We start from the raw sequence: 23,367 nt of genomic DNA, 5'->3' as shown, positions 1-23,367 counted from the left end.
GTCAGCTGTTGCGGCCGCGTGCCGCGACGCGCCAGCGCGCGGCCGGCACCGGGTCGTCACCGCGGTCGTAGACGACGAGCTCGTCGACCAGATTGACCGCGGTGCAGACATGGTTCGGCACCGCGCGCACGATGCTGCCGAGCGGTGGCAGCGCGCTCGTCTGGCTGGCGCCTCCCGCCTGCATCTCCACGACCGCGTGGTGCTCGCTCAGCTGCACGATGCGCGCATCCGGGTGGTCGAGCAGCCGCCCGTTGCCGGTCGCCCACGCGGGGCGATCCGGGCCGAGCGCCTTCGAGCCGGCGTCGAGGACGAGTCGTCCGCCCGCGTGCGAGACCACCGTCGCGTGGCAGGTGAGCGCGATCTGCTCAGGCTCCGCGGCTCCCAGTTCCCACTGCTGCGCGTCCCCGAACACGGAGACGCCGGGGCGCAGCTCTGTGACGGGCGAGTCGAGCTCGAGCGAGGCGGCGAAGCTCGGCGTCGATCCACCCGAGATCACCAGGGGCCGGATGCCCTCGGCGCGCAGCGAGGCTGCCGCGGCCGTGAGCGCCTCGGCTTCGTCGATCGCCGCCTGCGCGCGAGCGTCCGGTGCGTAGGCGTGGCCGGGGAACGCGAAGATGCCCTCCACGTCGACGCCTGCGCGCATGGCGGCGGAGGCGACCTCCCCCGCGGCCGCCGGAGCGCATCCGGACCGGTGATGACCCGCATCGATCTCGACCCGCACCGCCACGCGGCCGGCGAGGCCCGCGTGCACCAGGCGCTGCACGCCCTCGACCGAGTCGACGCCGATGCTGATGGCTGCGCCGCGGGCCGCGAGGGCGCTCAGCCTGGCCGCCTTGTCGGCGTCGATCCAGAGCGGGTAGGCGATGCAGAGGTCGTCGAGCCCGGCGGCGGCGAAGACCTCGGCCTCCCCCACCGTCGCGACCGTCAGGCCGTGTGCGCCGGCCGCGACCTGCATCCGGCCGATCTCGATCGTCTTGTGCGTCTTGACGTGCGGCCGCAGCGCGATGCCGCGCGCCGTGGCGGCATCGGCGACGCGGGCGATGTTCGCCTGCATGCGCTCGAGGTCGACGGCGAGGAACGGCGTGCTTGGGGCCACGCTTCGGAGGGTAGCGCCCGTGCGGCACGGCAGGCCGCGCTGCGTGCCATCATGTGGCATGAGTGCTGGAGCCCGCCGCGATCTGCTTCGCCCGAGCGATGCGTCGCGGTCGGATCGAGTCACCTACGTCGAGCTGTTCTTCGACCTGGTCTTCGTCTTCGCGCTCACGCAGCTGTCGGCCTACCTGTTCGAGCACCAGACGCCGCTGGGCGCCATCGAGGGCGCGATCATGGTCACGGCGCTGTGGTGGGCGTGGGTCGCGACGACCTGGGTGACGAACTGGCTCGACCCGGTGCGGCTGCCGGTGCGCAGCGCCGTGATCATCATCGCCTTCATCGCGCTGGTGATGAGCGTCTCGATCGCCGACTCCTTCGGCGACCGGGCCTGGGTGTTCGCCGTCGCCTACGTGGCGATGCAGCTCGGCCGCACCGGCTTCATCGTGCTCGCCACCTGGCGGCATGACCGCGAGATCGCCGTCGACTTCACGCGAGTGCTGGTCTGGACCGCGGCAAGCAGCGCGATGTGGATCGTCGGCGCTCTGCTGCCGCTGCCGGCGCAGCTGCCGCTCTGGGCCGCTGCGCTCGGGGTCGAGCTGCTCGGCACCCGTCTCGGTTTCCCGGTGCCTGCGATGGGCCGCGTCGAGATGTCGCGCTGGGATCTCTCCGGTGCGCACATCGCGGAGCGCTCGGCGCTGTTCGTGCTGATCGCGCTGGGCGAGGGCCTGCTGGTGACCGGATTCGCCTTCGTCGAGCTCGAGATCAGCCCACCGGCCGTCATCGCCATGATGCTCGCCTTCACCTCTGCCGCTGCGATGTGGTGGATCTACTTCGATCACGGAGAGCGCATCGGTGCCGAGGCGATGGAGGCGTCGGATGCGCCGGGTCGGCTCGCGCGCACCGCCTACACCTATGTGCATTTGCTCGTGATCGCCGGCATCGTGCTGGTGAGCGTCGGTGACAAGGAGATGCTGGCGAACCCCGACGGGCAGAGCCTGTCGACCGTCGTCACTGTGCTCGGCGGCCCGCTGCTGTTCCTGGTCGGCACGCTCTGCTTCCGGCGACTGCTCGAGCGCCAGTGGATCGTGCCGCAGATGCTGGGCGTGCTGGGGATCCTGGCCGTCGCCGCGGTGTCACCGCTGCTCTCCGCGCTCGGCACGGGCTCGGCAGCGACCGCGGTGCTGCTCGCCGTCGCCGCGATGGAGACGATCCAGCGCATGCGGCACCGCCGACGTAGCGGCGGGTGAGCGGCTCGCGCCGGAGCAGGCAGGCCGGTCCAATTGACCGAGCAACGTGATCGTGTTGAGCAGTCGTCGTAGTTCTCGCGCTTCGTCAAGGCTGCAGGGCGCGAGTTGCGGTTAAAGACGCGGTCTGCGTTCGCTCATCCGGACGGGGAGCATTCCGAGTTCGGCTCCGTGGGCCCAGTCTGCCTCTGACCTACTGATGATCCCGCGTTCGGCAAGCGTCTCGATGGCTTCGAACATCTCCGACCCGATTCTCTCGCGCTCGCGCGCTGACAGCGATTCGATGATGGCCTGCGCGCGCTCGCGACGAGAGAGAGGGCGGGGAAGCATGCGCGCGGCCACCGGAGCACCGACAAGCAACGCACCAATGAGAACGCCCACCACCGAGGGAACCGCCCACAGACCTGCAAGCTCAGAACGCGACGCAATGGCAATCGTCGATGCGGCCGCCACGATGCTGCTCACGACCAGGTAGGCGCCGATACCGCGTGCGAGTCTCCCGCCTTGCCGACCCCTGATCGTTGAGACAGCCATGAGCAGCAGCACGACATCGGCGAAGATGAAGACCAGGGCGGACCCCACAAGACCAGCAGGCGCACTGGGCGTGGCAGCGCTGAATAGGGCCTGAACCGTTAGCACCGCACCCAGCGCTGGAGCGAGCAGAGCGGGGAGGTACAGCGAGGCGACGATGCAGGAAATGCGGTCGCGCCAGGAGGACTGAGCCCTGACAGGGTCGATTTCGAGCACCACCTGCCGGTGTCTGCGAAGGGCGTCGAGCTCCAGCAGTTTCCAGCGGACGGGATCCCCCACTGCGATCTGACGTGCGCGAGTGCGCGGGTCCATGAGTTCGTCAGCCACCATGGGCTCATCTTCCCGCTCTTGGCGACAGACATGAATCCGGTCGACGGTGGTTTGCCCCTCCCTCCCCGCCGCGGAGGGACTGCCCACGTTCTGAGGTCGGGCCTCCAGCCGCACCGATTCCGCAACTTCAAGCACCGGCGTCTGCCTATCGCACGCGCTGCAGCTTCATGACTTGCCGAAGATCACTGGGCGTTCCGATGGTTCTGACAAGAGCGCGAATTCCGCGACGGCGGTTTTATCACGCATGGCTGTGCCAGTCGACGGCGCAAGTAGGGCGGGCGGGACTTGAACCCGCGACCGAGGGATTATGAGTCCCCTGCTCTGACCAGCTGAGCTACCGCCCCGTGAGCCGAGACGGCCCGGCATTCGAGCCTAGTCGGCGATCTCGACGTGGGTGTCGGGGTCGCTGATGTCCTCGCCGCGGTAGAGGCGCTCGAAGGCAGTGATGGTCGCCTCGATGTCGTGCGGTGCGACCATCTGCAGGCTGTGCTGCTGCAGCTTGGCGTACTCCGCGTCGTCCAGGCGCAGCACGCGGTCGAGCTTGGCGGCGAGATCGACGGCGTCATCCGGGTTGAACAGCCAGCCGTTGACGCCGTCGGTCACCAGGTGCGGCAGCGCCATCGCGTTGGCGGCGACGATCGGCAGGCCGGTGGCCATGGCTTCCATCGTCGCGATCGACTGCAGCTCGGCAGTCGACGGCATCACGAAGACCTCGGCGGAGCGCAGCCGCTCCCGCAGCTCCTCGTTGGAGACGAAGCCGGTGAGCGTGATGCGATCGGCGACGTGCAGGTCTCGCGCGAGTGCGGCCAGCTCGTCGATCTGGTCGCCGCCGCCCACGATGTCGAGGTGCCAGGGCAGATCCTCCGGCAGCTGCGCGACCGCGCGAACGAGCGTCTCCAGGCGCTTCTCGCTCGTCACGCGACCGACGAAGACGATGCGACCCCGCTGACGCTCGGGGTTCGGGCTGTACTCGTCGCCCGGCAGCCCGCACGAGATGGCGTGCACGTTGCGCAGGCCCGTCTTCAGCTCCAGGTAATCGGCGCTGCGGCGCGTGGGCGTCGTGACGACGTCGCAGCGCTCGAACACCGTCGCGGCATCCCGCCAGAGCCTGTCGATCGTCTGATCGCGCAGGAATCGGGGGATGTTCGAGTGATCCATGATGTTCTCGAACATCAGGTGGTTGGTGCCGACCACGCGGATGCCGCGCTTATTCGCCTCGGTGGAGAAGGCGCGACCGAGCACGATGTGCGACTGGAAGTGCACGACGTCAGGACGCAGGGCGTCGAGCAGCGACGCTGCGTTCTGGAACATCCGCCACGGCTCGGCGAAGCGCAGCCACTCGTGGCCCGGGTAGAGCAGCGAGCGCAGGCGGTGCACCGAGAACCGCTGGCCCTCGTGCTCCTCGATGCGCGTGCCCTGCCGCCCGCGCGCGAGCGCGGATGCGACGACGTGCACCTCATGGCCCCGCTGCGTCAGGCGTGCCGCGAGCCGAGTGGTGAACTTCGCGGCCCCGTTGACGTCGGGCGCGAACGTGTCGGTCGCGATGAGGATGCGCAGAGGGCGTTCAGTCATTGTTCTCCTCGACCGCCAGCGGCGTTCGGATCTGTGGATGATGCCTGGCCAGCTGGAACACACCCCAGACGGCGAGCCCTCCCGCCGCGGCGAAGACCATGATCGCCCACGGCGGTGTGGCAGCGGCCTCACCGAGCACGGTCACGCCGATGAGCACGGCGATGAGGGGGTCGACCACGGTCAGGCCGGCGATCACGAGGTCGGGCGGGCCGGAGGCGTGGGCCAGCTGCACGGCATAGCTGCCGACGAGCACGGCGACCAGCATGGCGACGCCGCAGACGATCGTGAGCCAGTCGAAGTTGCCAGAGATGATGCGGTTGATGACGACCTTCGAGAGCGTCACGACGAATCCGTAGAGCACGCCTGCCGCGACGATGTAGAAGATCGCGCTCGCCCTGGCGCGGAACACCCACCAGACGACGCCGAGTGCCACGAGGGCGACCACGAGCAGCGACAGCACCGTCAGCAGCTGCTGGTCGCGGATGGGTCGCTCGATCGCGAAGATCGCGGCGACGGTGACGAAGAGGGCGATCCCGACCAGGCAGGTGACGATCGCGCGGATCGTGCGGTGGTCGAGCTTGATGCCGGCCAGGCGGGAGTTGAGGATCGCAGTCACGACCAGTGCGACGGCGCCGAGCGGCTGCACGACGATGAGCGGCGCGAGCGCGAGGGCGCCCAGCTGCAGCACGACGGCGAGCCCGAGCAGCAGCGTGCCGACGACCCACGCCGGATTCTTCAGCAGCCGCAGCAGCGCAGAGCCGCCCAGATGGGCACCCCGCTGGTCACCGCCCTCGAAGTGGCCGACGCCGCGGTGCTGGAACTGCGTGCCCACCGACAGGAAGATCGCGCCCACGAGCGCGACAGGAATCCCGAGCGCCTGCAGGGGCGTGAGCGAGATTTCTGCCGCGAGGTCGTCGAGCGCGGTGAAGAGCACCTGTAGACCGTACTGCGAGCGGCTCTCGATACCCTGGAGGACATGACCGTTCTGCCCATCTGCATCACCGGCGAGCCCGTCCTCCACGAGGTCGCGGAGCCGGTCGTCGGCTTCGACGCCGAGCTCGCGCAGCTCGTCGAGGACATGTTCGCCACCATGGAGGCCGCACCGGGCGTCGGCCTCGCGGCTCCGCAGGTCGGTCTCGGCAAGCGCCTGTTCGTCTACGACTGGACGGACGAGGATGGCACCCGCACCCGCGGCGTCGCGGCGAACCCGGAGCTATGGGTCACTCCCCCGCCGATCGGCATCGCCGAGGAGGAGGACGAGGAGGGCTGCCTCTCGATCCCGGGCGAGCGCTTCGCGCTCATGCGCAGCGATCGCGCCATCCTCAGGGCGCAGGACGAGCTTGGCGAGCACTACGAGCTCGAGGCCTCCGGCTGGCTCGCGCGCATCCTGCAGCACGAGTTCGACCACCTGAACGGCGTGCTCTACGCCGACCGGCTGGATGCGCTCGGCACGAAGGGCGTGCAGAAGGCGATCAAGCGCAACAAGTGGGGCGTCCCCGGTAACTCCTGGTTGCCGGGCGTCGACGACCTCGAGGACTGAGCCGTCACACGAAGAAGGCCCCCACCCGTGAGGGTGGGGGCCTGTCGCTCCCCGAGATGGACTCGAACCATCAACCTGCCGGTTAACAGCCGGCTGCTCTGCCAATTGAGCTATCGAGGATCGCTGCGGGAGCGACGTCAATCGTAGCATCTCCCCCAGGGCCGGGTCACCTCTCGCGCCCGCGTGCGCCCTCCACCGGATCCGCAGGTTGCCGCGCTACCGTTTGAGCACCTTCCCCCGCACCGCACGCCTTGGAGCACCGCATGTCCCCTGCATCCCGCCGCCTCTCGGCAGCACCGCTGATCCTCCTCGCAGCGGCGACCGCGCTCTCGCTCTCGGCCTGCATCTCGCCGCCGCCACTGCCGAGCGCGCCGCCGCAGCCGACCGCCACGGGCGTCACCGATCCCATCGAGACGTCCCCCGCTCCAGTCCCGACGCCCTCGACGGAGCCGACCGCCGGCGGCGCCGACCTGCCCGATCTCGTGGCGATCGGCACCGAGCTGGCACCGGGCACCCAGGCGGGCTGGGAGACGAGCATCCTCTCGACCGACGGCTTCGAGCCGCAGGCCGACTCCACCTTCCCCGCCGGCCCGACGATCAGCGTGCTCGAGACGGCGACCGGATGCACCTTCTGGGCCTATCAGGGCCAGCAGGACGGCGAGTCGACCGACGAGACCGAGAACTCCAACGTCACGCTCGGCATCATCTCGGAGTCCTCGCCCGACGACTGGGAGGCGGATGTGTTCCCGCTCGAGGAGTCGGCGTCCCAGGGCGTCGCGGTCGAGTTCCTCTCCATCATCTCTGAGCGCGACGACGGCACCGCACACGCCTGGTACGCCCGCAACTTCCAGTCGAGCGGCACCACGAGCTCGATCATGGCGCACTGCCCGGCGGACGTCGGCGGTGTCGACCACATCGATGAGGTCGTGCTCGAGCACCTGCAGATCAACTTCCTGCAGCCCTAGCAGCGGCACTCACTCCGAGCGCAGCGACCGCCGCTCGCGCTCGAGCTCGACCAGCTGCTCCTGCAGCCGCTTCGCGGCCTCCGGGTCGGTGGGGCCCAGCCGCTGCAGGCTGCCGAGCAGCTCGGCCTTGCGGCGCAGGATGTCGCGGTCGACCAGTGATGAGACGATGCCGCGCACGTAGCCCTTGACGCCCTCCGCCGTCGACTGCGGGATCGGCGCCATCGCCAGGGTGCGCACGAGCGCCACGATCTCGGCGGGCACCGTCTCGGCGACGCGCTCCGAGAAGTCGGAGGCCTCGATGGCGTCGAGCGAGGCGAGCACACCGTCGCGCACGACCGCGAGCGAGGGGTTCGCGACGTAGGCGGAGGCGCCGCGGGCAGCGAGGTCCTTGCCGAGCACCGCCGGCTGCTGCAGCAGCGCGGCGATCGCGTCGCGCTCCATGCGCGATGCGGGGTCGCGCTCGAGCTGCCGCAGCGCGACGTCGGCGGGCGGATGCTCGCCCGCGGCGCCGTCGGAGGTCGGCGTCGGGCGCGGCCCGGCCTGGCGGACGGCCTGGCGCACCTCATCCGGCTGGACGCCCAGCCACCCTGCGACGGTGCGGGCGTAGCCGTCGCCGAGCGCGCGGTCGCGGATGGACTGCAGCACGGGCGCCGCGCGACGCATGGCCGCGACGCGACCCTCGACCGTCTCGAGGTCGTGCTCGGCGACGATGCGCCGCAGCATGAACTCGAACAGCGGGCGGCGCTGCTGCACGAGCTTGCGGACTGCGTCGTCGCCGCGCTCGAGCCTCAGATCACAGGGATCCAGTCCCTCCGGTGGCACAGCGACGAAGGTCTGGGCGCCGAAGCGCTGATCTTCGATGAAGGTCTTCGCCGCTGCGGCCTGGCCGGCGCTGTCAGGATCGAAGGTGAAGATCACCCGATTCCGCGAGAATGCGATGGTGTCCTGCGCGTCGCCGAGCACGCGGCGCAGCACCTTGATGTGATCGACGCCGAACGCCGTGCCACACGTGGCGACCGCGGTCGTGACGCCCGCGAGGTGGCACGCCATCACATCCGTGTAGCCCTCCACCACGACGGCTTCGTGCCCCTTCGCGATGTCGCGCTTGGCAAGGTCGAGCCCGTAGAGCACCTGGCTCTTGCGGAAGATCGGCGTCTCCGGGGAGTTCAGGTACTTCGGGCCCTTGTCGTCGTCCGAGAGCCGACGGGCGCCGAAGCCGACCGTCGCCCCCGCGACATCGCGGATCGGCCAGATCAGCCGGCCGCGGAAGCGGTCGTAGCTGCCCCGCTGCCCTTCGCTCAGCAGGCCGGCGCCGAGCTGCTCCGCCTCGGTGAATCCCTTGCCTCGCAGGTGCTTCTTCAGCGCGTCGAAGGAGGCGGGCGCGAAGCCCACGCCGAATCGCTGCGCTGCGGCGAGGTCGAAGCCGCGCTCCCCCAGGAACTGCTGACCCAGCGCTGCAGCCGGCGTGAGCAGCTGCGCCTGGAAGTACGCCTCCGCAGCCCGGCTCGCCTCGAGCAGCCGCAGCCGACCGCTCGTCTCCTCCTGCGGCTTGCCGTCCTCGTAGTGCAGCGTGTAGCCCAGCTGCCCTGCGAAGCGCTCGACCGTCTCGCTGAACGAGGTGTGGTTCATCGCCATGACGAACTGGAAGGCGTCGCCATCCTCCCCGCAGCCGAAGCAGTGGTAGCGCCCCACGGCCGGGCGCACGTGGAACGACGGCGTGCGCTCGTCGTGGAAGGGGCAGAGCCCCTTCATGCTGCCGACGCCCGCCGACTTCAGCGTGACGTGCTCGCCGACGACGTCGACGATCGAGATGCGCGCGCGCAGCTCATCGATGTCGCTCCGTAGGATCCGCCCCGCCATCGAAAGCCCCCTCAGTCCCCGACGAAGCGCTCGTGCCACGCGAACGCGCCGCGGTCGGTGAGGCTCGCGACCTGGTCGACCACGACGCGCGCCTGGGCGGCCTCGTCGGCGGCAGTCGCCCAGTCGTCGGCGTAGGCGCGGTCGAGCGCCGCAGGGCCGATGCGCAGCAGCGCGTCGGCCAGCTCCTGCAGCACTCGGCGTTGGCTTGCGTAGATCGGCTGACGCCGCTCGGCAAGGATGAAGCTCGCCGCCGTGCCCTTCAGCACCGCGATCTCGGCGCGCACCTCGCGTGGCACCTGCACCGTGCCGCCGAAGCGCACGAGCGGCCCGTCGTGCCCCTCGCGCGTGCGCTGCACCGCGGCGTTCGCGAACCGGCCGATGAGCTTCGACGTGAGGTTCTTGAGCCGCGCGTGGTCGGCGCGCGAGCCGTCGAAGGAGCGCAGCCAGGTCTCGAGGTCGTCGAGCCGATCGAAGGCGGCCAGCAGGTCGTCGCGCGTGAACTCGGGGCCGACCCAGGTGAGCATCATCGAGACCAGCTCGTCGTGGCCGACGCGGCTCTGCAGCTTCGCGACATCCACGTAGCCGCCCACCACGGCATCCTCGAAGTCGTGCACCGAGTAGGCGATGTCGTCGGCGAGATCCATCGTCTGCGCCTCGATGCTGGGCCTGCCCTCCGGGGCGCCCTCGCGCATCCACTCGAAGGCCTCGCGGTCGGCGGCGTAGAAGCCGAACTTGACCCGGCCGGATGCATCATGGACGTCGGATGCGGAGGGCCAGGGGTACTTGCAGGCCGCGTCGACGCTCGCACGCGTCAGGTTGAGGCCGTACGGCTGCTCGCGGATGACCTTGGGCTCGAGCCGGGTGATGACGCGCAGCGTCTGGGCGTTGCCCTCGAAGCCGCCGATCGTGAGCGCCCACTCGTTGAGGCCCTTCTCGCCGTTGTGACCGAAGGGCGGATGCCCGATGTCGTGGGCGAGGCACGCGGTGTCGACGACATCGGGGTCGAGGCCGAGCTCGACGGCGATCTCGCGGCCGATCTGCGCGACCTCGAGCGAGTGCGTCAGGCGGGTGCGGGAGTCGTCGAAGCCGAGCGTCGGCGAGAGCACCTGGGTCTTCTGGCCGAGCCGACGGAAGGCGCTCGAGTGCAGCAGCCGTGCGCGATCGCGGGCGAAGTCGGTGCGCGCCGAGCGGTGCACCTCCGGCAGCCGGCGCTCGGTGTCGTGCTCGCCGTAGCCGCGCGCGTCAGCCTCCACGGGTATCGCTCTCGTCCTCGATCAGCGCCTCGCGCTGGGCGGGGCTGAGCTCTGGGCTGTCGAGCCAGCCGTCGGGCAGTGCGGGCTTGCGCGGGCTGCCGGCACGACCGCGCTGGCCCTCGACGCCCGCTGCGTCATAGGGCGAGGCATGGTCGAGCGCACCCAGCAGCTCGTCGAGCTGCGCGAGCGACTCGACGGCCGCGAGCGCGCGGCGTGCGTCACCGCCGATCGGGTAGCCCTTGAAGTACCAGGCGACGTGCTTGCGGATGTCGCGGCAGGCGCGATCCTCCTCGTCGAAGAACTCGACCAGCAGCTCGGCGTGCCGACGGAACGCATCCGCCACCTGTCCCAGGTTCGGCCGGTGCCGCGCGTCGCTGCCCGCGAATGCGGCGGCGAGGTCGCCGAACAGCCACGGCCGACCCAGGCAGCCGCGGCCGACCACGACGCCATCGACGCCGGTCTGCTCCATCATGCGCAGCGCATCCTCCGCCTGCCAGATGTCGCCGTTGCCGAGCACCGGGATCGACGTCACGTGCTCCTTGAGCTTCGCGATCGCGTCCCAATCGGCGGTGCCGGAGTAGTGCTGCGCGGCGGTGCGGCCGTGCAGCGCGACCGCCGCGACCCCGGCATCCTCTGCGATGCGTCCGGCGTCGAGGTAGGTGAGGTGCTCGTCGTCGATGCCCTTGCGCATCTTGACGGTGACGGGGATGTCGCCAGCGCGCTGCACCGCTCGCTGCACGATCGCGGCGAACAGGTCGCGCTTCCAGGGCAGCGCCGAGCCGCCGCCTCGTCGCGTGACCTTCGGCACCGGGCAGCCGAAGTTGAGGTCGATGTGGTCGGCGCGATCCTCGTCGACGAGGATCGCCACCGCCTGCTCGACCGTCTTGGGGTCGACGCCGTAGAGCTGCACCGAGCGCAGCGCCTCGGACGGGTGGTGGCTGATGAGCCGCATCGTCTCCGGCGTGCGCTCGACGAGCGCGCGGGTGGTGATCATCTCGCTGACGTAGAGGCCGGCGCCGTACTCGCGGCACAGCCGGCGGAACGCCGTGTTCGTGATGCCTGCCATGGGCGCGAGCACGACAGGCGTGTCGAGGGCGATCGGCCCGATCGACAGCGCCGGTGTCGTGCTCGTCCCCACGGTCACGCTCCGAGCAGCCCCTGCGCCAGGTGCGCCTCGAGCGCGTCGACCTGCACGCGCGTCTGCTGCATCGAGTCGCGCTCGCGCACCGTCACGGCGCCGTCCTCGAGGGACTCGAAGTCGACCGTGACGCAATAGGGCGTGCCCACCTCATCCTGCCGACGGTAGCGGCGGCCGATCGCGCCCGCGTCGTCGAAGTCGATCGCCCAGTGCTTGCGGAGGCGGTCGGCGATGCCGCGTGCGAGCGGCGAGAGCTGCTCGTTGCGGCTGAGCGGGAGCACCGCGACCTTGACTGGCGCGAGGCGCGCGTCGAGGTGCAGCACGGTGCGGGTGTCGGTGCCGCCCTTCGCGTTCGGCACCTCCTCCTCGTCGTAGGCGTCGACCAAGAACGCCATCATGCTGCGCGTGAGACCGAAGGACGGCTCGATCACGTAGGGCGTGTACTTCTCGCCGGATGCCTGGTCGAAGTAGACGAGATCCTTGCCGGACCCCTTCGAGTGCGCCGAGAGGTCGAAGTCGGTGCGGTTCGCGACGCCCATGAGCTCGCCCCACTCGGAGCCCTGGAAGCCGAAGCGGTACTCGAAGTCGATCGTGCCGGCCGAGTAGTGCGCGCGCTCGTCCTCGGGCACGTCGAAGCGGCGCATGTTGCCCTCGTCGATGCCCAGGTCGAGGAACCATGCCCAGCACGCCTCGACCCACCTGTCGAACCACTCGGGCGCCTCTTCCGGGCGGGTGAAGAACTCGATCTCCATCTGCTCGAACTCGCGCGTGCGGAAGATGAAGTTGCCGGGCGTGATCTCGTTGCGGAACGCCTTGCCGACCTGGCCGATGCCGAACGGCGGCTTCTTGCGCGAGACGGTCACGACGTTGAGGAAGTTGGTGAAGATGCCCTGCGCCGTCTCCGGGCGCAGGTAGTGCAGGCCGGCATCGCTGTCGACCGGGCCGAGGTTGGTCTTCATCAGGCCCGAGAAGAGCTGCGGCTCCGTCCACTTGCCCGTGGTGCCGCAATCGGGGCAGGTGATGTCCTCCATCGAGGCGGCGGCGCGGCCCTTCTTGGCCTCGTAGGCCTCCTCCAGGTGATCCTGGCGGTGGCGCTTGTGGCACTGCAGGCACTCGACCAGCGGGTCGGTGAACGTCGCGACGTGACCGGATGCGTGCCACACAGGGGTGGGCAGGATGATCGCCGAGTCGAGGCCGACCATGTCGTCGCGGCCCTCCACGAAGGTCTTCCACCACTGGCGCTTGATGTTCTCCTTCAGCGCCACACCGAGGGGGCCGTAGTCCCATGCGGAACGGGAACCGCCATAGATCTCGCCCGCCTGGAACACGAAGCCGCGGCGCTTCGCGAGGTTGATGACGGCATCGAGACGGTTCTGGACCACGGGAGCTCCTTGCGATCGGCCGTGCGCCCCTGGCTGGGGTGCGGCACGTGAACTTCGATTCTACCGAGCCTGGGCTGTGCTCGTGGCCCCCGGCCCCGCATCCGTGGAGTGCTCCGGCATAGGACGCTGGGCTAGGCTCCTGCCTTGGGCGTGCGCGCCACAGATCTTCGGCGAGGAGGGCAGATGCAGAGCGAGGAGCAGCGAGAGCTCTACGGTGCCTGGGCCGAGCGCTGGCCGGCCGACGCGGCTGAGCTGCTCGAGGGCTACTCCGGAGCCTGGTGGATCGGTGGCGGATGGGCCGTGGACGTCGCGCTGGAGCACGCACGGCCGCACAGCGACATAGACATCGTCATCCCGCGCAGCGAGCTCAGCCTGCTGCGCGGCTGGCTCGGCAGCCGGTGGCAGCTGTGGTGCGCCTTCCAGGGCGCCCTGAAGCCCCTGCTCCCCCACGACTCCGACGTGCTGCCGATCGGCACCTCCAGCATCTGGCTGCGCAGCAGCGCCTACGCGCTGTGGGAGTACGAGGTGCTGCTCGACCCCAGCGACGGCGAGACGTGGCGCTTCCGGCGCGACACCGCCGTGACGATGCCGCTCTCCGACGCTCTCACCGAGCAGGCGGGCATCCGCTACGCCAAGCCGCAGATCGTGCTGGCCTACGCAGCCGCCGAGCACGCCGACGTCGCGTGGCTCGACGAGGTGCTGCCTGCGCTCGACGACGAGGCGCGCGCATGGCTGGCCGACCGGCTCGCCGACGACCACCCGTGGCGGAAGCGGTTGGCGGCGCCCGCCTCGTAGGTCGAGGAGCGCGCGGCGCAGCCGCACGCGTCACGAGACCGGGCGCACGCCGACGCATCCGGCCTCGTGACGGCAGCGGCCTGCGGCCGCGGCCTCCTCGACCTACGAGCGGGGGTTCGACCTACGGCGTCGGGGTGTCGACCGCGCCGCCGAAGCGGCGGTCGCGGCCCGTGTAGAGGTCGAGCGCGTGCCAGAGGTCGTTCCTGGTGAAGTCGGGCCACAGCCGGTCGAGGAAGACCATCTCGGCGTAGGCGCCCTGATAGGTCAGGAAGTTCGAGATCCGCTGCTCGCCGGAGGAGCGGATGAACAGGTCGACATCCGGCACGTCGGGGTTGTACATGCGGCTGCGCACGAGCTTGTCGGTGATGCCGGAGGGCTTGAGGCGTCCGGACGCGACGTCCGCGGCGATCGAGCGCACCGCATCCGAGATCTCCATCGTGCCGCCATAGTTGACGCACATCTGCAGCGTCATGGTGCTGTTGGCTGCCGTGCGGCGCTCGGCCTCCTCGAGCTCGCGGATGACGCTCGGCCACAGGCGCGGACGCCTGCCCGCCCAGCGCACGCGCACGCCCCAGGCGTCGAGCTGATCGCGGCGGCGGCGCAGCACATCCTTGTTGAAGCCCATCAGGTAGCGCACCTCGTCGGGACTGCGCTTCCAGTTCTCGGTGGAGAACGCGTAGACCGACAGGTGCTGGATGCCGACCTGCAGCGCGCCGGCGACGACGTCGAGCAGCACAGCCTCACCTGCGGCGTGGCCCTGGGTGCGCGTCAGGCCGCGCTGGTTCGCCCAGCGGCCGTTGCCATCCATGATGATGGCGACGTGCTTCGGCAATGTGCCGCGCTCGTAGGCGGGCGGATGCTCGCCCGTCCAGTCGATCGGCTTCCGCTCGATCTCGCCGCCGCGATCGTCGCTCACTGAGGCCCCCGATCGACGTGCTGGAGGCTGCGCAGGCCGCGCTCGAGGTGCCACTGCACATAGGCCGCGACGGCACCGGATGCGCGTTTGCGCACACCCTCGTGCGTCGCCTCGGCGGCCGGCCAGTCGCCCGTCAGGAGCGCCCCGAGCAGGTCGAGGGTCGGCTCGTCGATGCGCATCGCCCCCGGCGGTGCCGACTGCTCGGCGACCATGCCGCCGAGCTGCGGCACGAAGGCGCGGTGCGGACCGGGCTCGCCCGTGACGGCGCAGTCGCCGAACGAGGGCGCCCAGCCGGCGATCGAGAGCGCGCGCAGCAGATAGGAGTCGAGGGTGAGCGAGGGGTCGTGCTCGGAGCGCGCGAGGCTGCGGAGCGCCCCCACCAGCAGCAGGTACTGCTGGCGGGAGGCGTCCTCGTCGGTGAGCCGGTCTGCGGCCTCGACCATCGCGCTCGCCGCCGTGTAGGCCCGATAGTCGGCCACGATCACCGGCGCGTAGGAGCCCAGCGTCACCGCCTGCGTGACGATGTCGAGGCTGCGGCCCACCGCGAGCTGCAGGTCGGCGACCATGAACGGCTCGAGGCGACCGCCGAACCGAGACGAGGTGCGCCGCACGCCGCGGGCGACGGCGCGCACCTTGCCGTGCTCGCGCGTCAGCAGCGTGACGATGCGGTCGGCCTCGCCCAGCGAGTGGGTGCGGAGGACCACGCCCTCGTCACGGTAGGTCGGCATCTCGGTAGGTCGGCACCGTCAGCCGACCGGGAGTGCCCTGTGGTCGTGGATGCGCAGGCCCCGGTTGACGCCGGAGATGATCGCCTCGAGCGAGGCGGTCGTCGAGCTCGGGTCGAGGCCGACGCCCCAGACGGTCGCGCCGTCGACATCGAGCTCGATGTAGCACGCGGCCGTCGCATCGGAGCCTGCGCTCATGGTGTGCTCGACGTAGTCGGTGAGCGTCACCTGCACGCCCTCGGCGCGCAGCATCGTCAGCATCGCGTCGATCGGGCCGTTGCCCGCCGCCTCGACCTCGCGCACGAACTCGCCGTCGCGCAGCCGAGCGCTGAGCCGCGCCTCGCCCTCGTTCGACGAGGTGGTCGAGAAGCCGACGAGCTCGAAGCGGCCCCACTGCACCGCGTTGTTGTGCGGCTCGGAGGGCAGGTACTCGTCGCCGAAGATCTGCCAGATCTCGTCGCTCGAGACCTCGCCGCCCTCGCTGTCGGTGCGCGACTGCACCGTGTTCGAGAACTCGATCTGCAGCCTGCGCGGCAGGTCGAGCCCGTGGTCCGACTGCAGCAGGTAGGCGACGCCGCCCTTGCCCGACTGCGAGTTGACGCGGATGACGGCCTCGTAGCTGCGGCCGACGTCCTTCGGGTCGATCGGCAGGTAGGGCACCGCCCAGGTCATCTCGTCGACGCTCTTGCCTGCGGCGGCGGCGTCCACGGCCATCCGCTCGAAGCCCTTCTTGATGGCGTCCTGGTGCGAGCCGGAGAAGGCGGTGTAGACGAGGTCGCCAGCCCACGGGCTGCGCTCGTGCACGCGCAGCTGGTTGCAGTGCTCTGCGACGCGGCGCACGTGGTCGAGGTCGGAGAAGTCGATCTCGGGATCGATGCCCTGGGTCAGCATGTTGAGGCCCAGCGCGACGAGGTCGACGTTGCCGGTGCGCTCGCCGTTGCCGAACAGGCAGCCCTCGATGCGGTCGGCCCCGGCGAGGTAGCCGAGCTCTGCGGCCGCGATGCCCGTGCCGCGGTCGTTGTGCGGGTGCAGCGAGAGGATGACCGACTCCCGGCGCGCGAGGTTGCGGTGCATCCACTCGATCGAGTCGGCGTAGATGTTGGGCGTGGCCATCTCGACGGTCGCCGGCAGGTTGATGATGACCGGGCGCTCGGGGCGCGCGTCGAACGTCTCGATGATCGCGTTGCAGACCTCGAGCGCGTAGTCGAGCTCGGTGCCCGTGTACGACTCCGGGCTGTACTCGTAGAAGACCTTGGTGTCGGTCAGCATGCCCTCGAGCTCGAGGCACAGCTTCGCGCCGTCGACGGCGATCTGCTTGACGCCCTCGCGGTCGGAGCGGAACACCACGTCGCGCTGCAGCACGCTGGTCGAGTTGTAGATGTGCACGATCGCCTGCGAGGCGCCGTCGATCGACTCGAAGGTGCGGCGGATGAGGTGGTCGCGGCACTGCGTCAGCACCTGGATGGTGACGTCGTCGGGGATGAGGTGCTCGTCGATCAGCTTGCGCACGAAGTCGAAGTCGGTCTGGCTCGCGGAGGGGAAGCCGACCTCGATCTCCTTGTAGCCCATCTGCACCAGCAGCTGGAACATCGCCAGCTTGCGATCGGGCGTCATCGGATCGATCAGCGCCTGGTTGCCGTCGCGCAGGTCGACGGCGCACCAGCGGGGTGCGCGCTCGATGCGCTTCGAGGGCCAGGTGCGATCGGGCAGATCGACCGCGATCTGCTCGTGGTACGGGGTGTAGCGGTGGGCCGGCATGCCGCTCGGCTGCTGCGTGTTCTTCATCGTTGTGCTCCTGTCGCTTGCTCCTGAAGTCCGGGCAGGACAGCCTCCGCGACGAGGAAGCCCGGGGTTCAGGCCTCGCCGCGGCGACGAAGGAGCAGCACGATCTGCATGCCGACGACACTACACCCGCGCGGTGGAGCTGAGGGCGGAGGTCCTTTCGGACCTCCGCCGCGACCCCAGCGCCGAGGCCCGTCCTCGGGCCTCGGAATCAGCGAGCTCAGTCGCCCGCGATCGCCGCCAACGGGGGCACGGATGCGGCGCGCACGCCCGCGGGAAGGCTGGCCGCGAGGGCGACCAGCAGGCCTCCGACGACCAGCGCGACCGGCAGCCCCCAGGGGATCACGGGCGCGGTGGAGACGACACCGGCGACCGACGCGACCATCGACTGCGTGCCGATCCAGCCGTAGAGCACGCCCATCCCGAAGCCCGTCAGCACGGCGACCACCATGATGGCGCCGGCCTCCGCGAGCAGCATGGTGCGGGTCTGGCCGCGGCGCAGCCCGAGCATGCGCAGCAGGCCGATCTCGCGCGTGCGGCGCCGCACCGACAGCAGCATCGCGGCGACGAAGCCGAGCACCGCGAGCACGGCGGAGAACCCGACGATCGCGGTGATCACGGTCGTCACGCCCTCGTAGACCGAACGCAGCTCCTGCTGGAACTCGGGGCTCCGCTCCATGGTGACGACGGCGGTCGTCAGCGACGAGCCGGCGGTGATCATCATCGTCACGACCGCGGCGCCGGCGAAGAGCGAGAGCACGAGGGCCGAGGTGCGGCCCGGATGCGTCGCCAGGGTGCCCGCGGCGGCACGGGCCGGCACGCCCCGACCGAATGCCCGCGAGGCGATCACGACGAGCGGCGGCACGATGGCGGGTGCGAGCGCGATGATGCCCGCGACGCTGACGACGCCACCGGCGAAGCCGACGAGCACCGCGAGCGGCGAGAGGATCGAGAGCGCGACCGACGCGGCCAGGAGGGCGGCACCGATGCCGAGCGTGACGATCCCACCGGTGCGGCGGCGGGGAGCCGTCGTCTCGACGTCGACGTCGGCGCCGCGGAGGGCCTCGAGCGGCGAGACCGCGAGCACATCGCGGGTCGCGAGCGACGCCGAGAGCACGGCGGCTGCCGCGACGGCGAGCGCTGGCACGATCGCCCACGGCTCGACGATGGGCATCGCCTGCAGCTCGAAGCCCTCCCCCAGCGAGCTGATGAGGGCGCTGACGGGAAGCGCGACGAGCACCCCAGCGAGCCAGCCTGCGACGGCGCCGACGATGCCGACGAGCACGAATCCGCGCAGCACGCGGCGTCGCTCGCCGCGCGATGAGGCGCCCAGCAGCCGCCGGAGCGCGATCTCGCCTCGCAGGTCCTCGACCGCTCCGGTGAACGCCTGGCGGGCGACGATGGCGCCGACCACGACCGAGACGCCGATGAGCAGCACTCCGGCGATCGCGAGCATGATGCGTGCGGTGGGGCTGCCGGCGATCATCTCCTCGCCGTAGAGCGCGCGAGCGGCGTGCTCCATGAGCGTCGCCAGCGCCGTGCCGAAGGCCGCGGCGAGCAACGAGACGGCGAAGGCGAGCCCCTGGCCGGTGCGCGATGCGCCGTCGGCGCGCTGCCTCGTGCCGGCGGCTGCCGGTGCGCTGAGCGTGACCGTGCTCATCGGGCGGCCGCCTGCAGCATCCGCTGGGCGATCGACGCGGCATCGGCCGCCGGCAGGTCGCCGTCGATGCGCCCGTCGCGCAGCAGCACGATGCGCTCGGCGCGAGCCGCGACCGCAGGGTCGTGGGTCACGACCACGATCGCCTGGCCTGCCGCAGCCTGCCGCACGAGGATCTCCTGCACCTCGATCGAGGTGGCAGTGTCGAGTGCGCCGGTGGGCTCGTCTGCCAGCACGACGGCGGGCCGCTGCGCGAGGGCGCGTGCGATCGCGAAGCGCTGCTGCTGGCCGCCGGAGAGCTCGTGCGGTCTGCGCGCCTCGAGACCCGCGACGCCCAGGTCGTCGAGCAGCGCCGCGATGCGCTCGCGATCCGGTGCGCGCCCGGCGAGCAACGCGGGCAGCTCGACGTTCTCGAGCGCGGTGAGGCTCGGCACCAGGTTGAACGACTGGAAGACCACGCCGACCTGCTCGCGGCGCAGCGCCGTGAGCGCATCGTCGTCGAGCCCGACGACCGAGGTGCCGCCGATCACGACGTCGCCGGAGGTCGGGGCGTCGAGCCCTGCGGCGAGGTGCAGCAGGGTCGACTTGCCGGAGCCGGAGGGCCCCATGACGGCGGTCAGGGTGCCGGGTGCGATCTCGAGGTCGATGCCGTCGAGGGCCGCGACGGTGGCGCCACCGGTGCCGTAGCGCTTGGAGACGTCGCGGAGGATGAGTGCGTTGCTGTGCATGCATCCAGTCAACGGATGCGCGGCGGCGCGCGCGTCAGGCGGTGGTCGGAGCCGGCGTCATCCGCTGGGATGAGTGCGTGCCAGGCGCTGATCGATCAGGCGCGCCAGGTCGTCGGGCCGCTGCAGCGGCAGCCCGTGCCCGACGCCCTCCACGATCCGCAGCCCGCTGCCCGGTCTGCTCTCGTGCAGGACCCGCGCGGAGTCGCGCATGAGCGCCCGCTCGCGGCTGCCGACCACGACGAGGCTCGTGGGGCCCGCATCCCCCGACCGTGCCCATCCGGGTGGCACGGTGAACCGCAGGTTCTCCCCCACGCTCGCCAGCAGCGTCGCCTTCGTGATGCGCGCGCTGTCTGCCAGGTACTCGGGCATGAGCGCCGCCGGTACGAAGAGCTCCTTCGCCTGCAGCCTCGCGAACCGCCGCCACTTGGCCAAGGGTGCGGCGGCGGCCAGCATCGCGAGCGTGAGCTGCGGCATCGCGATGCTCTTCGCCTGCGCGCTCACCACCACGACATCGGCGACCAGCTCGGGCCGCCGGGCCGCCAGCAGCACCGCGAGCTGCGCCCCGAGCGAGAACCCGACGACGGTCGCGCCCGCGGGAGCGCGCTGCTCGAGGAGCCGCTCGAGCTCCGTGACCGTCTCGCCGTGGGACCGGTAGTCGTCGGATGCGCTGGCACCGTGCCCGGGCAGGTCCGGCACGATGGCCCGCACCGGGGTGCGCAGGGCGGCGAGCGTCGGGCGCCACATCCAGCCGGCGACACCGCCGCCGTGCAGCAGGAGCACGGGCGGCGCATCCGCCAACCCCGACTCGCGCACCTCCATGCTCACCCGGGCTGCTCGCCCGTCAGGCCGTGCTCGTAGGCGAAGACGACCAGCTGCACGCGGTCGCGCAGGCCCAGCTTCGTGAGGATGCGCGAGATGTGCGTCTTCACGGTCGCCTCCGAGACGAACTCGCTGCGGGCGATCTCGGTGTTCGAGAGCCCCTTCGCCGCCAGTCCGAAGATCTGCCGCTCGCGCTCGGTGAGCGCTGCGAACGCGCTCGGCGCCGTGCGGCGCTGCGTGCCGAAGGCCTTGAACAGCTCGCGCGTCGCGCTCGCAGCGATCACCTCGTTGCCGGCGTGCACGGTGCGGATCGAGGCGAGCACGAGCTCGGGCTCTGCGTCCTTGAGGATGAACCCGGATGCGCCGGCGCGGATCGCACGGGCGGCCGCCTCGTCGAGGTCGAAGGTCGTGAGCACCACGACCCGGCTCTGCGGGCGGGAGGCGACGATGCGCGCGGTCGCGGAGATGCCGTCGAGCACGGGCATCCGCACGTCCATGAGCACGACATCGGGCTGCTGCTCCTCGGCGAGCCGCACCGCCTGCGCGCCATCGGCGGCCTCGCCGACGCACGTCATGTCTGCCTGCGACTCCACCAGCATCCGGATGCCGCCGCGAAAGAGCGCCTGGTCGTCGACGATCAGCACCCGGATCACGTGAGCCTCCTCATGCAACACCGACTGGGAACGATGCGCGCACGCGGAACCAGCCGTCCTCGATGCCCGTCCAGGCGTCGCCGCCCGCGAGCCTGGCGCGCTCGTGCATGCCGCGCACGCCGTGGCCGGGGGTGCCGGGGACTGTGAGGACGCGGTTGTGCACGTCGACCACGATGCCACCCACACCGCCCTGGAGGCTGATGCCGCGCAGCCGCACGTGCACGGGCTGCGATCGATCACCGTGCCGAAGCGCGTTGGTGAGCGCCTCCTGCAGGATCCGGTACGCGGCGATGTCGGCCGTGCGGGGCAGCGCCACCGGCACCCCCGCTCGCTCGAGCCGCACGTCGAGGCCTGCCTCGCGCATCCGACCGATGAGCGCGTCGACGCCGGTCATCGACGCGACCGGGTCGGGTGCCTCGCTGTGCCGCAGCTGCGCGAGCAGCATGCGCACGTCGCCGAGCGCCTCCTTGGCGGTGCCGGCGATCGACTCGAGCGAGGCATCCTTCGCGACCGGGTCTGCCGTGTATCGGGCACCATTGGCCTGCGCGATGACGACAGCGAGCGAGTGCGCGACGACGTCGTGCATGTCGCGGGCCAACGCCGCGCGCTCCTCTTCCTGGTCGGCGCGCCGCAGCGAGACCTGCGCGACCTCGGTGGCCGCGGTGCTGCGCGCGACGGCGGCGACGCCCCAGCCGGTGAGGATCGCGACGCTGAAGAGCAGCATGGGCGGGATCCACAGCAGCGACATCGCGCTCAGGATGCCGACGCCCGTCTGCAGGCCGTCGAACGACGTCTCGATCGCGAACCAGTAGGCGGCCAGCAGCGACGCGATGAGCGCCAGACCGAAGCCGATGAGCCTGCCGGGCCAGCGGCTGAATCGGCCCACGGAGTACAGCACGACGAGCACGCCGAACCAGACCGGGTACATCCACAGGTGCAGGGCCACGTGGCCGGCGGCGAGCAGCGTCAGGACTGCGAGGGCCACGACGGGCAGGGTGCGTCGCAGCAGGATCGCGCCCGCGACCGCGATCGCGACCGGAATCGACACCGCCCACTGCGCGCCGTCGACCATGACGATCATGAGCAGCAGCGTCGGGATCGCCAGCAGGCCGATCGTGACCGCCGCCAGGATGCCGTCGGCTCGCAGCGCCTCGCGGTCGATCCAGGGATGCTTCGGCCGGCCGTCGGCGGACGGCTCGGCTTCCTGGGTCGCTGGAACAGACATGCCTTCAGGCTACGGCGCACCCGCGCGCGGGGCCGGTCTCGCGCGGATGAATCATCCGCTGGGCGGAGCGCGCATCGCCACACGCATCACTAGCACGCTGTGCTAGCGTGACGCGAGCCAACTAACACAGTGTGCTAGCTGCTCCTCGGCGCCCACCGATCGAACGAGAGGACCACCCAGTGACGGCGCTCCAGCAAGACAATCCGCTTCGCGCAGTAGCACCGAGCACCCCGACCAGCATCCCGCCCGGCGTCGAGTACCACCGCGCCTACGCGGGCGAGAAGCGCCGCGTCCTGCGCGGCATCCTCGCGATCGTGCTGCTGTTCGCCGGCCTCATCGGCTTCGCGCAGCTGTTCCTGCTCGGTGCAGCGGTCATCGACTCGCAGCTGCTCGGCCGCACGGGCTTCACGCCGTTGCAGCACGCGGCCGGCGCGCTCTCACTCGCCGCGCTCATCCCCTACAGCATGCTGCTGCAGCGCGTGCTCTACGGCGCACCCGCAGGCTCCCTGCACTCCGTCGCGGGGCACTTCCGGTTCGGTGTGTTCGCCCGCGGGCTGCTCTTCTTCGGCCCGCTGCTGCTCACCGTCGTCGCCATCGGCTACCTCGTCCCCGGCGAAGCTATCCCGTGGACCACTGCCGACCTCGTCGCCTTCTTCGTCATCGGGATGATCCTCACGCCGCTCGCGGCAGCAGGCGAGGAGTACGGCCTGCGCGGCCTCATGTTCCGCGTCGTCGGCGGCTGGACGCGCGGCACGCGCTCCGGCGCACTCCTCGGCATCGTCGTCACGACTGTCGTGTTCTCGCTCTTCCACGGCACGCTCGACCCCTACCTGCTCACGTCGTATCTGGTGCTGTTCTCGTCGATGGCGATCATCACCTGGCGCACCGGTGGGCTCGAGGTCGCCATCGCCCTCCACGCCGTCTACAACGTGGCGAGCCTCGTGCTCGGCACCACCCTGCACCTGGACCTCGGGGGTGCGCTCAGCAGCCGCGGTGAGATCGCCGGCTCGATCGCGAGCCTCGTGCCGAGCGCCGGGCTCGTCGTCATCACCGCGATCGTCTGGTGGATGACTCGGAAGACAGGCCCTGCGCGCACGGCAGTGACCTGAGGGGTCGGGTCTCGTGACGCGTGCGGCCTTGAGGGCCGCGCGCTCCTCGAC

Annotated in this window: 21 protein-coding genes and 2 tRNA genes; 5 read left to right on the top strand and 18 right to left on the bottom strand. The window is 70.7% G+C overall.

The genetic code is table 11. The annotated features are described in order from the left end of the window. Position 1: 1 nt before the first annotated feature. The gene (locus tag MKD51_RS08470; RefSeq protein ID WP_346986703.1) at positions 2-1,096 is read right to left on the bottom strand and encodes an alanine racemase; all 1,095 of its coding nucleotides are present in this window, start codon (positions 1,094-1,096) and stop codon (positions 2-4) included. A gap of 58 nt (positions 1,097-1,154) precedes the next feature. On the opposite strand from MKD51_RS08470, the gene MKD51_RS08465 reads away from it, so the two are divergent. Beyond that, positions 1,155-2,339 carry a low temperature requirement protein A gene (locus MKD51_RS08465; RefSeq protein WP_240239881.1) on the top strand — a complete coding sequence of 395 codons (1,185 nt, stop codon included), beginning with the start codon at positions 1,155-1,157 and terminating at the stop codon, positions 2,337-2,339. Positions 2,340-2,450: 111 nt separating this feature from the next. On the opposite strand, the gene MKD51_RS08460 is transcribed toward MKD51_RS08465, so the two are convergent. From MKD51_RS08460 to MKD51_RS08445, 4 genes are all read right to left on the bottom strand, one after another. Next, complete coding sequence (locus tag MKD51_RS08460) at positions 2,451-3,194, bottom strand: hypothetical protein (protein WP_240239880.1); 744 nt, start codon at positions 3,192-3,194, stop codon at positions 2,451-2,453. Between the two features lie 273 nt (positions 3,195-3,467). Then, a tRNA-Ile gene (locus MKD51_RS08455) sits at positions 3,468-3,541 on the bottom strand. A gap of 28 nt (positions 3,542-3,569) precedes the next feature. Next, on the bottom strand, positions 3,570-4,769 hold the full coding sequence (locus MKD51_RS08450) for a glycosyltransferase (RefSeq protein ID WP_240239879.1): 1,200 nt from the start codon (positions 4,767-4,769) through the stop codon (positions 3,570-3,572). Next, positions 4,762-5,703 carry a DMT family transporter gene (locus MKD51_RS08445; RefSeq protein ID WP_240239878.1) on the bottom strand — a complete coding sequence of 314 codons (942 nt, stop codon included), beginning with the start codon at positions 5,701-5,703 and terminating at the stop codon, positions 4,762-4,764. Before MKD51_RS08445 ends, MKD51_RS08450 begins: the two co-directional genes overlap by 8 nt. Before the next feature lie 42 nt (positions 5,704-5,745). On the opposite strand from MKD51_RS08445, the gene def reads away from it, so the two are divergent. Beyond that, a complete protein-coding gene (def, locus tag MKD51_RS08440) occupies positions 5,746-6,309 on the top strand; it encodes a peptide deformylase (RefSeq protein WP_240239877.1) in 564 nt (187 codons plus the stop codon). 47 nt (positions 6,310-6,356) lie between these two features. Here the strand turns inward: def and MKD51_RS08435 are convergent. Continuing rightward, positions 6,357-6,429: transfer RNA gene (locus MKD51_RS08435), tRNA-Asn, on the bottom strand. A gap of 143 nt (positions 6,430-6,572) precedes the next feature. Here MKD51_RS08435 and MKD51_RS08430 point away from each other — a divergent pair. After that, positions 6,573-7,274, top strand: a complete 702-nt coding sequence (locus MKD51_RS08430) for a hypothetical protein (RefSeq protein WP_240239876.1) — start codon at positions 6,573-6,575, stop codon at positions 7,272-7,274. Positions 7,275-7,283: 9 nt separating this feature from the next. Here MKD51_RS08430 and dnaG read toward each other — a convergent pair whose 3' ends face one another. From dnaG to MKD51_RS08410, 4 genes are read right to left on the bottom strand one after another with little or no spacing between them, the layout of a single operon-like run. Further along, positions 7,284-9,134 carry a DNA primase gene (dnaG, locus tag MKD51_RS08425; protein WP_240239875.1) on the bottom strand — a complete coding sequence of 617 codons (1,851 nt, stop codon included), beginning with the start codon at positions 9,132-9,134 and terminating at the stop codon, positions 7,284-7,286. Between the two features lie 11 nt (positions 9,135-9,145). Next, on the bottom strand, positions 9,146-10,387 hold the full coding sequence (locus MKD51_RS08420) for a deoxyguanosinetriphosphate triphosphohydrolase (RefSeq protein WP_240239874.1): 1,242 nt from the start codon (positions 10,385-10,387) through the stop codon (positions 9,146-9,148). Beyond that, positions 10,377-11,531: a tRNA dihydrouridine synthase DusB gene (gene dusB / locus MKD51_RS08415; protein WP_240239873.1), complete on the bottom strand. Its 1,155-nt coding sequence runs from the start codon at positions 11,529-11,531 to the stop codon at positions 10,377-10,379. The genes MKD51_RS08420 and dusB overlap by 11 nt, the downstream gene beginning before the upstream one ends. Beyond that, a complete protein-coding gene (locus tag MKD51_RS08410) occupies positions 11,528-12,907 on the bottom strand; it encodes a glycine--tRNA ligase (RefSeq protein WP_240239872.1) in 1,380 nt (459 codons plus the stop codon). The genes dusB and MKD51_RS08410 overlap by 4 nt, the downstream gene beginning before the upstream one ends. Positions 12,908-13,090: 183 nt before the next feature. Here MKD51_RS08410 and MKD51_RS08405 point away from each other — a divergent pair, with 183 nt between their 5' ends. After that, positions 13,091-13,702, top strand: a complete 612-nt coding sequence (locus MKD51_RS08405; protein WP_240239871.1) for a hypothetical protein — start codon at positions 13,091-13,093, stop codon at positions 13,700-13,702. Positions 13,703-13,823: 121 nt separating this feature from the next. Here MKD51_RS08405 and MKD51_RS08400 read toward each other — a convergent pair whose 3' ends face one another. From MKD51_RS08400 to MKD51_RS08365, 8 genes are all read right to left on the bottom strand, one after another. Further along, positions 13,824-14,618 carry an isoprenyl transferase gene (locus tag MKD51_RS08400; protein WP_240239870.1) on the bottom strand — a complete coding sequence of 265 codons (795 nt, stop codon included), beginning with the start codon at positions 14,616-14,618 and terminating at the stop codon, positions 13,824-13,826. After that, on the bottom strand, positions 14,615-15,346 hold the full coding sequence (gene recO / locus MKD51_RS08395) for a DNA repair protein RecO (protein WP_240239869.1): 732 nt from the start codon (positions 15,344-15,346) through the stop codon (positions 14,615-14,617). Before recO ends, MKD51_RS08400 begins: the two co-directional genes overlap by 4 nt. An 18-nt stretch (positions 15,347-15,364) precedes the next feature. After that, on the bottom strand, positions 15,365-17,128 hold the full coding sequence (leuA, locus tag MKD51_RS08390; protein WP_240239868.1) for a 2-isopropylmalate synthase: 1,764 nt from the start codon (positions 17,126-17,128) through the stop codon (positions 15,365-15,367). Positions 17,129-17,345: 217 nt separating this feature from the next. Beyond that, positions 17,346-18,785, bottom strand: coding sequence for an FtsX-like permease family protein (locus MKD51_RS08385; protein WP_240239867.1), 1,440 nt, complete (start codon positions 18,783-18,785; stop codon positions 17,346-17,348). After that, complete coding sequence (locus MKD51_RS08380; RefSeq protein ID WP_240239866.1) at positions 18,782-19,510, bottom strand: ABC transporter ATP-binding protein; 729 nt, start codon at positions 19,508-19,510, stop codon at positions 18,782-18,784. The genes MKD51_RS08385 and MKD51_RS08380 overlap by 4 nt, the downstream gene beginning before the upstream one ends. Positions 19,511-19,567: 57 nt before the next feature. Next, positions 19,568-20,329: an alpha/beta hydrolase gene (locus tag MKD51_RS08375; RefSeq protein ID WP_240240891.1), complete on the bottom strand. Its 762-nt coding sequence runs from the start codon at positions 20,327-20,329 to the stop codon at positions 19,568-19,570. 2 nt (positions 20,330-20,331) lie between these two features. Further along, positions 20,332-20,982 carry a response regulator transcription factor gene (locus MKD51_RS08370; RefSeq protein WP_346986702.1) on the bottom strand — a complete coding sequence of 217 codons (651 nt, stop codon included), beginning with the start codon at positions 20,980-20,982 and terminating at the stop codon, positions 20,332-20,334. Positions 20,983-20,992: 10 nt separating this feature from the next. Continuing rightward, positions 20,993-22,207, bottom strand: coding sequence for a histidine kinase (locus MKD51_RS08365; protein WP_240239865.1), 1,215 nt, complete (start codon positions 22,205-22,207; stop codon positions 20,993-20,995). A gap of 179 nt (positions 22,208-22,386) precedes the next feature. On the opposite strand from MKD51_RS08365, the gene MKD51_RS08360 reads away from it, so the two are divergent. After that, positions 22,387-23,316 (top strand): CPBP family intramembrane glutamic endopeptidase, encoded by a 930-nt coding sequence (locus MKD51_RS08360; protein WP_240239864.1) that lies wholly within the window; start codon positions 22,387-22,389, stop codon positions 23,314-23,316. Positions 23,317-23,367 lie beyond the last annotated feature (51 nt).

Origin of the sequence: Agrococcus sp. ARC_14, from assembly GCF_022436485.1 — a bacterium.
GTDB lineage: Bacteria > Actinomycetota > Actinomycetes > Actinomycetales > Microbacteriaceae > Agrococcus.
Note: the sequence above shows the minus strand (reverse complement) of the source record. Positions and strands in the feature narration are given on the sequence as shown.